The sequence below is a fragment of the Helicobacter pylori genome (assembly GCF_014497725.1).
Lineage (GTDB): Bacteria > Campylobacterota > Campylobacteria > Campylobacterales > Helicobacteraceae > Helicobacter > Helicobacter pylori_DE.
The window spans coordinates 65,774-81,191 of sequence record NZ_JACTGF010000007.1; the positions used below are offsets into that span (position 1 = coordinate 65,774).

Sequence of the window (15,418 nt, forward strand, 5' to 3'; positions counted from 1 at the left end):
TTTATAGCCTCTTTTTTAAGATAGTGGGGGCGATTTTGTGCAAATCTTTGACAAAAGGGATTTTCTTAAACGCATGCTTTTCTTCTACTTCTTTTAATTCTTCGCCCTTGCCCTGTTCATAGCCAATTTTTGCAAAATTGAAAGTGTCTTTTTCATCCACTCTCGCGCTGTCTCTCTGCTCTTTACCCACCACTTCTCGGTATTCTTTACCAAAAATTTTATCCACTTCATACCATTGGGCGAATTCATCGCCTTTGAGCGGGTAAGAGCGCAATAAGGGGTGACCTACCCAATCATGCGGCATGATAAGGCGTTTCAAATAGGGGTGTTTGTCAAACACAATACCAAGCATGTCATACGCTTCCCTTTCGCTCCAATTAGCCGATCGGTATAAAAAACTCAAAGAATCCACGCTCTCATTAGGCAACAAAACGCACTTCACGCGCACCCTACGGCGGTTCTTGCAACTATCGCTAAAACCCACGAATTGATAAAACAATTCAAAATGCCCTTTTTTAGCGCACAAATCTATCGCGCTCATTTCGCTCAAACACTCATAGCCCAAATGCCTTAAAATCGTAGCAACAGAAAAAATATCGTCTTTTTTGATCCAAAACACAGCCGTGTTAGTCTCTATGTATTTGTCTAAAATCTCATGTTTGTAAGAAAGGTGGTTGTAAATGACCTCATAAGCGCTGCCCTCTAAATATTTTTTAGGGGTGGGTTCTATGATTTTATAGGGGTCATGCTGGCGCGATTGTTTTTGCACATCTTCATAGGGGGATTGTTTTCTTACCATCACACTAACCTTTTAGGAGCGTCTTGTTTGATCGCTTTAGAGCGTCTGATTTTATCTTGCAAAACCATAAGAGCGTATTGTAAAGTCTCTGGGCGCGGTGCGCAACCGGGCAAGTAAATATCCACAGGAACGATCCTGTCCGCTCCTTGAACGGTCGCATAAGTGTTGAACATCCCGCCCGTGTTGGCGCAACTCCCCATAGAAATCACCCATTTAGGCTCAGGCATCTGATCATAGAGCCTGCGCATGAATTCGGCATGTTTTTTAGTGAGCGTGCCAGCGATGATCATCACATCAGATTGCCTAGGGCTCGCTCTAAAAATCGTGCCAAATCTGTCAAAATCAAACCTTGAACCCCCTGTCGCCATCATCTCAATCGCGCAACACGCCAAGCCATAAGTTAAAGGCCAGAGCGAATTAGAACGCCCCCAATTCAATAATTTATCCAAAGTGCTTAGAACAACCGGTGCTTGTTGCATTATTTCACCTCTAATTTCTGCCAGCTCAAAGCGTTTCGCTTTAAAGCGTAAATAAAACCAATGGCTAAAAAGAAGACAAAGCCTAGCATTTCAATGAGCCCAAACAAACCTAATTTTTTAAAATCAATCGCCCAAGGGAACATGAAAACGATTTCTACATCAAATAAGATAAAAAGCATGGCCATGATATAGAAATGGTGCGACACCCTATTAGGCTGCTTGAGAGCCACAGGCCCACATTCATAAGGAGCGAGCTTGAGCTTTTCGCCCTTTTTTTGAGCCATTTTACGGCTTAAAAACCTTTGAATCCTTAAGGTTAAGTTAAACACCCAAAAGGTGAATACCAACAAAACAAAAACGCCAAAATAGGGGTGATTCAATGCTTCTGTGGCTTGTTGCATCAGGCTCTCAAACTCCTTTAATTATTACTTTTAGCAAACGATGGAAGCAATTAAACCATGTTTTTGCTAATCGTTAGCTGAAAAAATAAAAATTATTTTAACATTTCTTAAGAGGCCATTTCTATGAGTTTGGGCATTAAATCTTGCATAGCATGCACCGCACTATCATTAATGCATTGGACATTCTGGGGCAAATGAGCGTTTTTAGCCTTAGGGTCAATGTAATAAATGAGAGCGTCTTTATGCGCATGCGTGTAGAGGCTAGCAGCCGGATAGACTTGCAAAGAAGTGCCAATGATGATTAAAAGATGCGCTTGTTTGACTAAAGAAATCGCTTCTTTAAGCAAAGGCACCGCTTCGCCAAACCACACAATATCAGGGCGTAATTGTGATTTGTCTTTAGCCAAGTCGCCTAAATTCAAGTCCTTTTCCCACCTATAAACCAAATTAGGATCTTTTTCACTGCGAACGCTCAATAATTCCCCATGCAAGTGCAAAATACGGGAAGAGCCCGCTCTTTCATGCAAATCATCTACATTTTGGGTGATGATATTAACTTGATAGTGTTTTTCCAATTCCGCTAAAGCCTCATGAGCTTTGTTAGGATGAACTTCAAAAAGCTGTCGGCGCCTTTGGTTGTAGAAATCCAACACCTTTTGCGGGTTCTTTTTCCAGCCATAAGGCGAGGCAACTTCCATGATGTCATGCCCTTCCCACAAGCCATCAGCGTCTCTAAAGGTTTTAATCCCGCTTTCTGCTGAAATGCCAGCCCCGCTTAGGATCACTAAATTTTTCATGTTTCCTCCTTGATGATTTCAATATGAGTGCCGCTGATTTTGTCATGCAAAAAAAACTTAAAAATAAAAGGCGTAACAAACCCTATAAGTAACCCCATGCTCAACACCCACAAAACAAACCGCCACAAAGCTAAAAAAAAGCCCACTTCTTTGCGATTGTTTTTGACTAATTTAAACTGAGCGTAACGCATGCCAGGGCTTTGGGATTTAAAAGCGATAAAAAAGCTGTGCGTTAAGGCGTAAAAAAGCAAGCATAAAAAAATCGCGCTCTGGTTTTCCCTAAAATCCTTCGCGCTCCCTAAAATCGCATAGGTCATTATGTAAAGCATGGGGGTATAAATCATAAAAATATCGGTGATAAAGGCCTTTAAACGCAAAGAGAGATACAGCCCTTTTAAAGGGCTTTCTAACGCTTGCTTTTTTTCTGGAATTTTATTTTTTTTGGTTTTTTTAGTTGCCACGACTTCCTGGCTTTATAGCAGCGCTAGTAGCGCATAAAGGGCAAGAGCTAGGCTTGTGCATGTCAAAAACAAAATCTTCTAAAGCAAAAAGGGGCAAATGGCTAGGCAAACACGCGCCCTCTTGGGCTTTTAAATGAGAATGAGCGCGCTTGCAAATGCCCCGATTAGCTAAAGCGCCAAAAGCCACGATTTGAGCGCCCTTTTCTTCTAAAACTTTAGCGCATTCCATGGCGGATTTTCCCGTAGTGATAATGTCCTCACACACTAAAATTTTTTCGTTTTTTTTGACTTCAAAACCACGCCTTAACGCCATGGTATTATCCACCCTTTCAGTGAAAATAAAACGCACGCCCAAAGCCCTTGCAAGCTCATACCCAGCCAAGATCCCCCCAATCGCAGGCGAGCATATGCATTCAATATTCAAATGGGCTTCTTGGATTTGTTTGGCCAATTCTTTAGCTAATCGTTCGGCCAGTTTGGGATCTTCTAAGACTTTAGCGGATTGCAAATAATAATTGGAATGGAACCCGCTGCTGAGCAAGAAATGCCCCTCTAACAAAGCTTGAGCGTTTTGATAACATGCCTTAATATCCATGGTTTAGACCTTTAAGATCGCGTCTTCTTTGTTTTTCACGCTTTCATCAATTTTTTTAATGGCTTCATCGGTGATTTTTTGGATCTGCTCTTGGGCTTTTTTGCTTTCATCTTCGCTGATTTCTTTGTCTTTTTCTAATTTTTTCACCTGGTTGTTAGCGTCTTGGCGGATATTCCTCACAGCCACTTTAGCCTTTTCGCCCATCGCTTTGGCGTCTTTTGCGATGAGTTTCCTTTGCTCACTTGTCATGGGTGGGAAAAAAAGCTTGATCGTTTCGCCGTCGTTATTAGGATTGACGCCGATATTGGCTTCTTGAATGGATCGTTCAATTTCTTTGAGCAGGTTTTTTTCCCATGGGTTGATTTGAAGGGTGGTCGCATCCAAGCTCATCACGGAGCCGACTTGGTTTAAGGCGGTGGGCGTGCCGTAATAATCCACTTTGATGTGATCTAAAATATTGACTGAAACTTTCGCACTCCTTAGAGTGGAAAAATCTCTGTTTAAAGCTTGAACGCTTTTTTGCATCAAATCTTTGGTTTCGTTATAAATGGCTTGTAACATTATTTTTCATCCTTTTTTTGGTTTGTGTGGGCGTTGGTTTGCGCATGCGTTTTAGACTTTTGGTGGGTGGTTGGGGGCGTTTTGGCGTTCTCTTTGTTTTTTTCAACACCCTTTATACCATTTTCTTTGGCATCATTCTTTTCATTCTTTTCATTCTGTTTGGGGTTTTCAATAGAAGGCGCTTTGGCTGGCTTTTTAGGAAATTCGTTAGGCGTTTGTTTTGGCATTAAAGGGTTAGTGGGGGCTTGCCCTAAAGGGTTGAGCGTTGGGTTGAGTGTGGGATTAAGCGTTGGGTTGAGCGTGCCGGTGGCAGGGACTAAGGGTGAAAGCTCTTTATTGGTTTTAGTTTCATCTAAAATGCTTTTGCCGTATTCTTTGTTGTAAAAATAGCCCAAAGCGATGGTGTTGGCAACAAATAACAGCCCTAAAAACATGGTCAATTTCGCCATAAAGCTTGCAGGCCCTTTAGCACCAAATAAAGAATCGTTGCTTCCGCTATAAGCCCCTAAGCCGATGCTAGAACTTTTTTGCAACAAAACCACCACCACAATCAATACCGCTAAAACAATTTGTAAGCCTAACAGAACGCTTGTCATAAACACTGATTCCTTAAATGCCTAAAATTTAGAAAAAATTACGCTTGATCTTATCTAAAATTTGCTAAGAATACACTAAAATTTAGTTTTAATTTCAAGCGTGGCGCGTTAAAGGCGGTGGTGTTGGACTCTTTTCATTCATTCAATCAGCATGCATTCAATAAGCATGCCAAAACTTATCACCTCTTTGCCCATATCCAACAGCAAATCGCTATCTGTCTTGTTCAATTGTTAAAACAAAAACATTACGCTAAAGTTTTGGATCTAGGATCAGGGAGTGGGTCTGTTCTTAACGCTTTAGAGCGGCAAAATATTTTGATTGAAGACTTTATCGCTTTGGATAATTCTATGAACATGCTCAAATTACACCCCACGCAATCTCTTAACATTCAAAAAATCTCTTTAGAGCATGCGGATTTTGAAGAACATGTTTTTTGCGATTACGATTTGGTTGTGTCTTCTTCTTCTTTGCAATGGGCAAGGGATTTAAAAAGCGTTTTAGAAAAAATCGCTTTTTTTAGTAAGGAGGTGGCTTTAGCTATCCATACGGATTTTAGTTTGCATGAAGTGCATGAATTTTTAGGCACGCCTTCGCCTTTAAGGGATCTCAAAACGCTCAAATCCTTGATTAAAAACGCTTTTAAACATTTTCAAATAGAATTGGAAAACAAGCGCTTCGCTCTTTATTTCAACCGCAAACAAGATTGCTTGAATTACCTTAAAAAATGCGGTCTTTTAGGGGGTTCAACGCTGAGTTTCAAGCAAAAAAAACATTTTTTCCAAAACATGGCGTTTGAAAAATTGAGCTATGAAGTGTTACTCTTTTCGGGGATCAAGCGCTCTTAAAAACCAAGATAAATTAAAATATTAAAATTAGGTGGTTACAATAAACGCTAAACTAATGAGCGAGAAACAACATGCACAAAAAACGAGTCTTTTCAGGCATCCAACCGACCGGGCAAATCCATTTGGGCAACTATTTAGGAGCGATCAAGCATTGGGTAGAGATGCAAGATGAATATGAAAACCTTTTTTGCGTCGTCAATTCGCATGCGATCACTCTACCCATAGATCCTGCATTTTTAAAATCCCAAACCTATGAGTTAGTCAAATTGCTTTTAGCTTGCGGGATTAGCCCTAAGCAATCGGGGTTATTCATTCAAAGTGAAGTGGATGAGCACCCGGCTTTAGCATGGCTACTAGATTGCCAGGTGTCTATGGGAGAAATGCAACGAATGACGCAATTCAAAGACAAGTCTTTAAAAAACCCTAAAAGCGTGAATGTGGGGCTTTTCAATTACCCTATTTTGATGGCGTCAGATATTTTGTTATACCAAAGCGATTTAGTGCCAGTGGGCGAAGATCAAAAACAGCATTTAGAGCTCACGCGAAACGTTGCAGAAAAATTTAACAGGGATTTTGGGAACTGCTTTAAAGTGCCAGAGCCTTTGATCGCTAAAGTGGGGGCAAGGGTTATGGGGCTAGATGATCCAAAAGTGAAGATGAGTAAATCGCATCAAGGGGCTAACCATGCGATTTTTCTTTTAGATGAGCCGGACATTATTGTAAGGAAAATCAAAAAAGCGGCCACGGATTCTATAGGCGTTATTGCATTTGATGAAAAAAGAGAGGGCATTTTTAACCTTTTAAATATTTACATGCTTTTAAGCGATGAAAGCCCAGAAAAGATAGAGGAGCGTTTCAAAAATAAGGGCTATGGGGATTTTAAAAAGGAATTGGCTGAAGTAATGATCCAGGCTTTAAAACCCATCCAAGAAAGATACAGAGAAATCAGCGATGATGAAGTGAAAGCCGTTTTAAATTGCGGCGCTAAAAAAGCCAGGCCTTTAGCACAAGCGACTTACCAAAAGGCTAAAGAATTGATGGGGTTGGTTTAGATGAAAATTTTAGGTTTATGGTTAGGGGTGTTTTGTTTCCTTAAGGCTACGCCTTATTTATACTTGGGCGAAGAGCCTAAATATAAAGATAATTTCACGCATTTTGAATACGCTAACCCTAACGCTAGAAAGGGCGGTGTCTTAAGAAATGACGCCATAGGGACTTTTGATAGCCTTAACCCTTTCGTGCTTAAAGGCACTAAAGCTGAAGGCTTGGATCTCATTTATGACACTTTAATGGTGCAAAGTTTGGACGAACCTTTTGCCGAATACCCCTTGATCGCTAAAGACGCAGAAGTGGCTAAGGATAACAGCTATGTGATTTTTACCCTAGATAAAAGAGCGAGATTCAGCAATAACGCTCCCATTTTAGCGAGCGATGTGAAGTTTAGTTTTGATACGATCATGAAATTAGGATCGCCCATTTATAGGCAGTATTACCAAGATGTTAAAAAGGCGGTTGTTTTAGACAAACACCATGTTAAATTCATTTTCAAAACCACTGAAAATAAAGAATTGCCCCTTATTTTAGGGCAGTTGCAGATCTTTTCCAAAAAAGCGTTTCAAAAGGATTATTTTGAAAAAAACCCTTTACTCATTCCTGTTTCTAGCGGCCCTTATGTGATCGCTTCTTTTGATGTGGGCAAGAAAATCACCTACCAAAGAAACCCTAATTATTGGGCGAGGAATTTGCCCAGCAGAAAGGGGCAATTCAATTTTGATCAAATCAAATTTGAGTATTACAAAGATGAAACCGTCGCCTTACAGGCTTTTTTAAGCGGGGCGTATGACTGGCGCCTTGAAAGCACGGCTAAGGTTTGGGCTAGGGGCTATGTGGGGAAAGCTATGGATAATAAAAAAATCACTAAATACCTCATAGCCCACAAAATGCCAAGCGGCATGCAAGGGTTTTTCTTCAACACGCGCCGAGAAATTTTTAAGGATAAAAGGGTGCGTGAAGCCTTATTTTATGCGTTTGATTTTGAATGGGCGAATAAAAATTTGTTTTTTTCGCAATACAAGCGCACCACCAGTTTTTTCAGTAACTCTATCTATGCGTCCCCACCACTTCCAAGCCCTGAAGAAAAAGCCCTGCTAGCCCCTTATGAAAAGAGTTTGGATGAAAGGGTTTTTAAAGAGCCTTATATCGTGCCTAGAACCGATGGGCCTGATGTTTTAGGCTATAATTTGAGGGAAAATTTAAAATACGCTCAAAAGCTTTTAGAAAGTGCGGGCTTTTCTTACAAAAACATGCGTTTGGTGGATAAGAATAACAAGCCTTTCAGTTTCACTTTGCTTTTAAACAGCCCGGCATTTGAAAGACTGGCCCTAGCTTTTGCTAAAAACTTAAGGGTGTTAGGGATTGAAATGAAAATCCAAAGAGTGGATTTAAGCCAGTATGTCAATCGGATCAAAAGCTATGATTTTGACATGATCGTAGGAGTGATTGGCCAATCGTCTTTCCCGGGTAATGAGCAACGCTTTTATTTTGGCTCTTTGAGCGCGAAAGAAAAAGGCACAAGGAATTATGCGGGAATCTCTAGTAAAGCGGTAGATGATTTGATTGAAAAAATCATTAACGCTAAAGATTATAAGGAGCAATTGGCCGCCATTCAAGCGATGGATAGGGTGTTGTTGTGGGGGTTTTATGTGGTACCGCATTTTTATTTGCCTAATTACAGGATCGCAGCGTATAATTACATTGGCATGCCTGAAATCAGCCCTAGCTATGGATTTTCGCCGTATTTGTGGTGGATAAAAGAAAAGGATCTTCAATGATTGCTTACATTCTTAAACGCTTGCTTTTAATTATCCCTACTTTATTGGCCATCATGACGATTAATTTCTTTCTGATCCAATCCGCCCCAGGAGGGCCTATTGAGCAGATGATGGCTAAAATCAATAACACGCAATCCAAAGAGATTCAAGGCGTTGTTAAAGAGCGTTCGTATAGGGCGTCTCAAGGGTTGGAGAGCGATTTGTTAGAGAACTTAAAAAAACTCTATGGTTTTGACAAGCCTATAGGGGAGCGCTATCTTCTCATGCTCAAAAAATATCTGCAATTTGATTTTGGGGAGAGCTTTTATCGCCAGATTAAAGTGATAGATTTGATTAAGGAAAAATTGCCGGTATCCATTTCATTAGGGTTTTTTAGCACGCTTTTGATTTATCTTATTTCTATCCCTTTAGGGATTTTCAAGGCCAAACGCAATAACGAGCCTTTAGACGTGCTAAGCAGCGTGGTGATCATTGTCGCTAACGCTATCCCGACCTTTTTATTTGCGGTGGTGTTGATCGTGTTTTTTGCTGGAGGGAATTATTGGCACTGGTTCCCTTTAAAAGGGCTAGTGAGCGATAATTTTGAAAGTTTGAGCGCATTAGGTAAAATCAAGGATTATTTATGGCATATCACCTTGCCCGTTCTTTGCATTTCTTTAGGGGGTTTTGCAAGCCTCACGCTTTTAGTGAAAAACTCTTTTTTAGATGAAATGGGCAAGCTCTATGTGGTGAGTGCTAAGGCTAAGGGCTGTTCAGTGGGGCGTATTTTTTATGCGCATGTGTTCCGTAATGCGATTTTATTAGTGGTGGCGGGCTTTCCGCAGGCTTTTTTAGGCATGTTTTTTAGCTCAAGTTTGTTGATAGAGATTGTTTTCAGTTTAGACGGGTTAGGGCTTTTAGGGTATGAAAGCATTGTGAGTAGGGATTATCCTGTTGTGTTTGGTTCGCTTTATATTTTCACGCTTTTAGGTTTGGTGGCGAGTTTGATAAGCGATTTGCTTTGCGTGGCGATTGACCCTAGGATTGATTTTGAAAAGCGTTGAGGGTAGGAATGAAAACTGAGATGAAATCTTTTTTAAAACTTTTTGCACAGCCTTTGTTAGTGGTTTTAGCGTTCATGTTGTTGTATGCTTTAGTGCATGCTGTGCTTGGTTTTTATGTGAAAAAAGACAGCGCTCCAATAAGCCCAAATGCAGAAAAAACCGAGACAGAGTCTCAAAACAGCGCGCTTTCGCCTAAAGAAGAATCCAACGCAACCACAACCGCCACAGAAGAAAACCCCACCAAAGACCCTCCTTTGCCTTTAGAAACGACCGCACAAGAAAAAGAAACTAAACAAGAAACTAAACAAGAGCAAGAAAAAGAAAACGAGTCTAAACAAAACAGTGTCCCGCCCGTTCAAAACAACCAAAAAGCCCCTACAATCTCTACAATGGGAAAAAAACCTTTAGAGTATAAAGTCGCAGTCAGTGGCGTGAATGTGCGCGCTTTTCCTAGCACAAAAGGTAAAATCTTGGGATTGCTTTTAAAAAATAAAAGCGTGAAGGTTTTAGAAATCCAAAACGATTGGGCTGAAATTGAATTTTCTAATAAAACAAAGGGTTATGTGTTTTTAAAACTTTTAAAAAAGGCTGAATGAAAGAATAATGAAATTAAAATCTTTTGGGGTTTTTGGAAATCCCATTAAGCATTCCAAATCGCCCTTAATCCATAACGCTTGTTTTTTGACTTTTCAAAAAAAATTGGGGTTTTTGGGGCATTACCACCCCATATTACTCCCTTTAGAAAGCCACATCAAAAACGAGTTTTTAACTTTGGGGCTTAGTGGGGCTAATGTAACCTTACCCTTTAAAGAAAGGGCGTTTCAAGTTTGCGATAAGATCAAAGGTATCGCGCTTGAATGCGGAGCAGTCAATACGCTTGTTTTAGAAAATGATGAGCTTGTGGGCTACAATACCGATGCTTTAGGGTTTTATCTTTCTTTAAAGCACCAAAACTACCAAAACGCTTTGATTTTAGGCGCTGGGGGGAGCGCTAAAGCCCTAGCGTGCGAATTGAAAAAACAAGGCTTGGAAGTGAGCGTGTTGAATCGCTCTGCTAGGGGATTGGATTTTTTCCAACGCTTGGGCTGTGATTGTTTCATGGAGCCTCCTAAAAGCGCTTTTGATTTGATTATTAACGCCACTTCAGCGAGTTTGAATAACGAATTGCCTTTGAATAAAGAGGTTTTGAAAGGGTATTTTAAAGAGGGCAAACTCGCTTATGATTTGGCGTATGGGTTTTTAACGCCCTTTTTATCTCTGGCTAAAGAGTTAGAAATCCCCTTTCAAGACGGGAAAGACATGCTCATTTATCAAGCTGCTTTAAGTTTTGAAAAATTCAGCGCTTCTCAAATCCCTTATTCAAAAGCGTTTGAAGTCATGCGAAGTGTTTTTTGATGCAAGGGTTTTTAAGAAGCCTGTTTTTTGGGGTTAAAAAGATCCCTAAACCATTCGCTCCTCTAATAGAAAAGGGCGTTTTAAAAGAAGTGCTTCAATTGAAAAAGGAGCGCTATTTTTTAAAAGAAGGCTTTGATATAGGCAAAGTTGAAAAAGTAAAAGATAAGGCGTTTTTCGTTTCTTTAGCGAAAAATTACCCTAAAGACCCTTTAATCAAAAACTTACCCCCATCTTTTAAAACAGACGCTTTGATTTTATGCCAAATAGAATGTTCTAAAAAACGCCCCCTAGCCTTTTTTAAAGCCGCTCTTTTAAATGCAGATCACACGATGATAGCTTACCTGGCTAAAGAAAAAAACCAGATTGTGGCTATCCCTTTTAAAGAGCCTTTTAAAAAACCTATTTCTTTAAAGCACAGCCAAAAATCCTTATTAGAATTGCCCAGGCATTGCGTGGTAAAGATCGATCTTAAAAAGCGTGAAATCAGCGAAATTTTAGGGGCTTTAGAAGACTCTTTAATAGATGAAAACCTTTCTTTGAGCCTTTTTGACAGAGTGAAGGATTTTTCAAAAGATTGCTTGAATTTAGCCCAACATTACGCGCAACTCAAAGCGAGCGATTTTAAAGACAGGATCAATTATTCTCATATCCCTTTTATCACCATTGACCCCAAAGACGCTAAAGATTTTGACGATGCGATCTTTTATGACCAAGAAAAAAGGGTTTTGTTTGTGGCGGTTGCTGATGTGAGCGAATTTGTGCCGAAATATTCCAGTTTGGATAAAGAAGCTAGGGTTAGGGGCTTTAGCGTGTATTTCCCTAACAGCGTCTATCCCATGCTGCCTTTGAGTTTGTCTCAAGGGGCATGCTCATTAAAAGCGTTTGAAAAACGCCTGGCTTTAGTGTATGAAATCCCTTTAGACGATTTGAAAAACGCCCGATTATCTCAAGGCGTTATTGAAGTTAGGGCTAATTGCACTTATGAAGAAATCAATCATTTTTTAAGCGCTCAACAAAGCTTTTTAGATAAAGATTTGCAACAAAGCCTTTTGGGGTTTTTAGAGATGGCTTTAAAGTTAAAAAAGGAGCGTTTAAAAAAGGGGTTTAATTTCAATTCCTTTGAAAACAAGCTGTATTTGAATAAAGAAGGGCGTATAGAAAAAATTGAAACAGAAAAAGAAAGCGATGCGCACACTCTTATAGAAGAAGCCATGCTCTTAGCCAACCAGTCTAGTGCAGGGTTATTAGATGAGCATTTTCACAATAAGGGGATATACCGCACCCACAAAGAGCCCAGTTTGGAGCAGCAAAAACGCCTCTACGCTAAGCTTTTTGATTATGAGATTGTGCGCCCTAAAAACATGGGTTTTTTTCCTTTTTTAGAGCATGCCTTAAAGATAGCCCAAGAAAAGAGTATAGAAAGAGAAGTTTCACGCCTAATCATTAAGTCTCAAAATTTAGCCCTTTATAGCCCCATGCAAGAAAGCCATTTTGGTTTGGGGTTTGCCAGCTATACGCATTTCACTTCGCCCATTAGACGATACAGCGATCTAGCCTTACACAGGCTTTTAAAAGAATTGTTGTTCCATCAAGCTAAAGGCTGCTCGTATTTGTTAGAAGAAACGCCTGAATTATGCGCTGAATTGAACGCTTTGCAAAAAAAGACCGCTTTGATTGAAAGGGATTTTATCAAGCGCAAATTCGCCCGCTTAGCTTTAGAACTTTTAGGAAAAGAATTTTTGGGCGTTGTTTTGGAGGTTAAAGATTGGGTGGTGGTGGGGTTAAAAGAGTGGGTAGGGCTTAAAATTTTAGTCAAAACGAACAAGGTTTTTAAGCCGTTAGAAAAGGTGCGCGTTACAATCACGCATGCGGATTTGATTTTAGGGCAAGTTAGAGGCGAAATCACAGAAAGGATTAAAGAGCATGTATCGTAAAGATTTGGACCATTATTTAAAACAGCGCCTCCCTAAAGCGGTGTTTTTGTATGGGGAGTTTGATTTTTTTATCCATTATTATATTCAAACGATTAGCTCGCTTTTTAAAGGCAGTAACCCTGACACAGAAACTTCGCTTTTTTATGCGAGCGATTATGAAAAAAGCCAGATTGCGACCCTTTTAGAGCAGGATTCTTTATTTGGAGGGAGCAGTTTAGTCGTTTTAAAACTGGATTTTGCGTTGCATAAGAAATTTAAGGAAAATGATATCAATCTTTTTTTAAAAGCTTTAGAGCGGCCTAGCCATAACAGGCTTATCATAGGGCTTTATAATGCTAAAAGCGACACCACCAAATACAAATACACTAGCGATGTTATCGTTAAATTTTTCCAAAAAAGCCCCTTGAAAGATGAAGCGATCTGTGTGCGCTTTTTTACCCCTAAAACTTGGGAGAGTTTGAAATTCTTACAAGAAAGGGCTAATGCTTTACAATTAGACATCAGCAGCCATCTTTTAAACGCTCTTTTTGAAACCAATAACGAAGATTTAGGCGTTTCGTTTAACGATTTAGACAAGCTAGCGGTTTTAAATACGCCCATCACTTTAGAAGACATTCAAGAATTAAGCTCCAATGCGGGGGATATGGATTTGCAAAAGCTCATTTTAGGGCTTTTTTTGAAAAAAAGCGTGCTTGATATTTATGATTATTTGTTAAAAGAGGGCAAAAAGGATGCGGATATTTTAAGGGGGTTGGAGCGGTATTTTTACCAGCTTTTTTTATTTTTCGCCCACATTAAAACGACCGGTTTAGTGGACGCTAAAGAGGTTTTAGGCTACGCTCCCCCTAAAGAAATCGCTGAAAATTACGCCAAAAACGCCCTGCGTTTGAAAGAAGCCGGCTATAAGAGGGTTTTTGAGATTTTTAGGTTATGGCATCTTCAAAGCATGCAAGGGCAAAAGGAATTGGGCTTTTTGTATTTGACCCCCATTCAAAAAATCATTAACCCTTGAAAAATGCTGAAAGGTGTTTTAGTTTTGGGTTTTAATGATTCAATAAACTAAATTTAATCCAAAAACAAGCGAAAGCAAGGTATAATTGAAAGTTTTTTAGACCTTGCTCTTTTTTAGTAAAAAAAGGGCTATACAACCACAAGGAGAATGGATGAGGCATTATGAAACGATGTTTATTCTCAAACCTACTTTAGTAGAAGAAGAGATTAAATCCAAAATTGAGTTTTATAGAGAAGTGATCACTAAGCACCATGGCGTGATTGAAACGAGCCTGGATATGGGCATGCGTAATTTAGCCTATGAAATCAAAAAACACAAAAGAGGCTATTATTATGTGGCGTATTTCAAAGCAGATCCGTCCATGATTTTAGAGCTTGAACGATTGTATCGCATCAATGAAGATGTGTTGCGTTTCATTGTGATCAAATACGAAAGCAAGAAGGAAGTAGAAGCGTGGCATGCGTTAGTGGATAGGGCTAATAAAAAGCCATCGCACGCTAAAGAAAAACACGAAAAAACCGAACACGCGCATTCTCACCACACAGAGAAAGCAGAAAGCGTAGGATCTCATAGCGAATAAGGGCTTATCATGTTTAATAAAGTGATTATGGTAGGGCGTTTGACCAGGAATGTGGAATTGAAATATTTGCCTAGCGGTTCGGCTGCGGCTACAATAGGTTTAGCCACAAGCAGGCGCTTTAAAAAACAAGACGGCACGCTAGGCGAAGAGGTGTGCTTCATAGACGCTCGTTTGTTTGGGCGAACGGCTGAAATCGCTAACCAATATTTGAGCAAGGGTTCAAGCGTTTTGATAGAAGGGCGTTTGACTTATGAGAGTTGGATGGATCAAACGGGCAAAAAAAATTCCCGCCACACTATCACAGCGGACTCGTTGCAATTTATGGATAAAAAGTCAGACAATGCAAACGCTATGCAAGATAGCATGATGCATGAGAATTTTAACAACGCTTATCCCGCTAATCATAACGCTCCCAGCCAAGATCCTTTTAACCAAGCCCCAAGTTATGCGCAAAACGCTTACGCTAAAGAGAATTTACAAGCACAGCCGTCCAAGTATCAAAACAGCGTGCCTGAAATCAATATTGATGAAGAAGAAATCCCCTTTTAAGGGTTAAAATTAAGGAGACATTATGGAAAGAAAACGCTATTCAAAACGCTATTGCAAATACACTGAAGCTAAAATCAGCTTTATTGACTATAAAGATTTAGACATGCTCAAGCACACGCTATCAGAGCGCTATAAAATCATGCCAAGGAGGTTGACAGGCAATAGCAAAAAGTGGCAAGAGAGGGTGGAAGTAGCGATCAAAAGAGCCCGCCACATGGCTTTAATCCCCTACATTGTGGACAGGAAAAAGGTCGTGGATAGCCCTTTTAAACAGCACTGAATTTTTTAGGGCTGATAGGGGGCATGCCCTTTTAATCTTATTTAATCTTGGCTCTATTTTTGTTAAACATCGGTTGTAAAAGCGTTAAAAGCGTTTTTAAAATCCAATTAAAAGCGTTCAAAAGTAACGCAAAAAATCAAAAAAATGACAAAATTTTCCCCAAATGACAAAAAAAAAAAAAAAACGCTTTATGCTATAATACTCCAAATACATTCCAATGCAAATGCATTCTAATGCAAATGCGTTCCAATGTATAAAA

The 15,418-nt window shown here is 39.8% G+C and carries 19 protein-coding genes and 1 pseudogene; 11 read left to right on the top strand and 9 right to left on the bottom strand.

The genetic code is table 11. The features are described 5' to 3' along the window. Position 1: 1 nt before the first annotated feature. From H7N69_RS06105 to secG, 8 genes are all read right to left on the bottom strand, one after another. Positions 2-799 carry an NADH-quinone oxidoreductase subunit C gene (locus tag H7N69_RS06105; RefSeq protein WP_001862738.1) on the bottom strand — a complete coding sequence of 266 codons (798 nt, stop codon included), beginning with the start codon at positions 797-799 and terminating at the stop codon, positions 2-4. After that, the gene (locus tag H7N69_RS06110; protein WP_001183508.1) at positions 799-1,278 is read right to left on the bottom strand and encodes a NuoB/complex I 20 kDa subunit family protein; all 480 of its coding nucleotides are present in this window, start codon (positions 1,276-1,278) and stop codon (positions 799-801) included. Before H7N69_RS06110 ends, H7N69_RS06105 begins: the two co-directional genes overlap by 1 nt. Continuing rightward, positions 1,278-1,679 (bottom strand): NAD(P)H-quinone oxidoreductase subunit 3, encoded by a 402-nt coding sequence (locus H7N69_RS06115; RefSeq protein WP_120881473.1) that lies wholly within the window; start codon positions 1,677-1,679, stop codon positions 1,278-1,280. Before H7N69_RS06115 ends, H7N69_RS06110 begins: the two co-directional genes overlap by 1 nt. Before the next feature lie 107 nt (positions 1,680-1,786). Then, positions 1,787-2,476 carry an SIR2 family NAD-dependent protein deacylase gene (locus H7N69_RS06120; protein WP_180509578.1) on the bottom strand — a complete coding sequence of 230 codons (690 nt, stop codon included), beginning with the start codon at positions 2,474-2,476 and terminating at the stop codon, positions 1,787-1,789. Beyond that, positions 2,473-2,937, bottom strand: coding sequence for an RDD family protein (locus H7N69_RS06125; RefSeq protein WP_187885115.1), 465 nt, complete (start codon positions 2,935-2,937; stop codon positions 2,473-2,475). The genes H7N69_RS06120 and H7N69_RS06125 overlap by 4 nt, the downstream gene beginning before the upstream one ends. Further along, complete coding sequence (gene pyrE, locus H7N69_RS06130; RefSeq protein ID WP_187885116.1) at positions 2,927-3,532, bottom strand: orotate phosphoribosyltransferase; 606 nt, start codon at positions 3,530-3,532, stop codon at positions 2,927-2,929. The genes H7N69_RS06125 and pyrE overlap by 11 nt, the downstream gene beginning before the upstream one ends. 3 nt (positions 3,533-3,535) lie before the next feature. Beyond that, positions 3,536-4,093, bottom strand: a complete 558-nt coding sequence (frr, locus tag H7N69_RS06135; RefSeq protein ID WP_000938365.1) for a ribosome recycling factor — start codon at positions 4,091-4,093, stop codon at positions 3,536-3,538. Continuing rightward, positions 4,093-4,689 (bottom strand): preprotein translocase subunit SecG, encoded by a 597-nt coding sequence (gene secG, locus H7N69_RS06140; protein ID WP_187885117.1) that lies wholly within the window; start codon positions 4,687-4,689, stop codon positions 4,093-4,095. Before secG ends, frr begins: the two co-directional genes overlap by 1 nt. A gap of 123 nt (positions 4,690-4,812) precedes the next feature. Here secG and H7N69_RS06145 point away from each other — a divergent pair, with 123 nt between their 5' ends. The 8 genes from H7N69_RS06145 (at position 4,813) to holA (ending at position 13,750) form a co-directional block, all read left to right on the top strand. After that, positions 4,813-5,535, top strand: coding sequence for a methyltransferase (locus H7N69_RS06145; RefSeq protein WP_187885118.1), 723 nt, complete (start codon positions 4,813-4,815; stop codon positions 5,533-5,535). A gap of 71 nt (positions 5,536-5,606) precedes the next feature. Continuing rightward, positions 5,607-6,587: a tryptophan--tRNA ligase gene (gene trpS / locus H7N69_RS06150; RefSeq protein ID WP_187885119.1), complete on the top strand. Its 981-nt coding sequence runs from the start codon at positions 5,607-5,609 to the stop codon at positions 6,585-6,587. Further along, complete coding sequence (locus tag H7N69_RS06155; protein ID WP_187885120.1) at positions 6,588-8,366, top strand: extracellular solute-binding protein; 1,779 nt, start codon at positions 6,588-6,590, stop codon at positions 8,364-8,366. Beyond that, entirely contained in the window at positions 8,363-9,409 is a 1,047-nt protein-coding gene (locus H7N69_RS06160) for a microcin C ABC transporter permease YejB (protein ID WP_187885121.1), read from the top strand. Before H7N69_RS06155 ends, H7N69_RS06160 begins: the two co-directional genes overlap by 4 nt. Positions 9,410-9,417: 8 nt before the next feature. Then, entirely contained in the window at positions 9,418-10,005 is a 588-nt protein-coding gene (locus H7N69_RS06165) for an SH3 domain-containing protein (RefSeq protein ID WP_187885122.1), read from the top strand. Positions 10,006-10,012: 7 nt separating this feature from the next. Continuing rightward, on the top strand, positions 10,013-10,804 hold the full coding sequence (locus tag H7N69_RS06170) for a shikimate dehydrogenase (protein WP_187885123.1): 792 nt from the start codon (positions 10,013-10,015) through the stop codon (positions 10,802-10,804). After that, positions 10,804-12,738, top strand: a complete 1,935-nt coding sequence (locus H7N69_RS06175; RefSeq protein ID WP_187885124.1) for an RNB domain-containing ribonuclease — start codon at positions 10,804-10,806, stop codon at positions 12,736-12,738. The genes H7N69_RS06170 and H7N69_RS06175 overlap by 1 nt, the downstream gene beginning before the upstream one ends. Further along, positions 12,728-13,750, top strand: a complete 1,023-nt coding sequence (holA, locus tag H7N69_RS06180; protein ID WP_187885125.1) for a DNA polymerase III subunit delta — start codon at positions 12,728-12,730, stop codon at positions 13,748-13,750. The genes H7N69_RS06175 and holA overlap by 11 nt, the downstream gene beginning before the upstream one ends. Here holA and H7N69_RS08175 read toward each other — a convergent pair. Further along, positions 13,729-13,910 (bottom strand): annotated as a pseudogene (locus tag H7N69_RS08175) (hypothetical protein). The gene holA and the pseudogene H7N69_RS08175 sit on opposite strands and share 22 nt — an antisense overlap. Here H7N69_RS08175 and rpsF point away from each other — a divergent pair. Genes rpsF through rpsR form a run of 3 tightly spaced genes read left to right on the top strand, consistent with a single transcriptional unit; the run spans position 13,902 to position 15,159 of the window. Next, positions 13,902-14,330 (top strand): 30S ribosomal protein S6, encoded by a 429-nt coding sequence (gene rpsF / locus H7N69_RS06185; protein WP_187885126.1) that lies wholly within the window; start codon positions 13,902-13,904, stop codon positions 14,328-14,330. The pseudogene H7N69_RS08175 and the gene rpsF overlap by 9 nt on opposite strands. A 9-nt stretch (positions 14,331-14,339) precedes the next feature. Further along, positions 14,340-14,879, top strand: coding sequence for a single-stranded DNA-binding protein (locus tag H7N69_RS06190; protein ID WP_187885127.1), 540 nt, complete (start codon positions 14,340-14,342; stop codon positions 14,877-14,879). Positions 14,880-14,901: 22 nt separating this feature from the next. Continuing rightward, on the top strand, positions 14,902-15,159 hold the full coding sequence (gene rpsR / locus H7N69_RS06195; protein WP_000440196.1) for a 30S ribosomal protein S18: 258 nt from the start codon (positions 14,902-14,904) through the stop codon (positions 15,157-15,159). Positions 15,160-15,418: the final 259 nt, after the last annotated feature.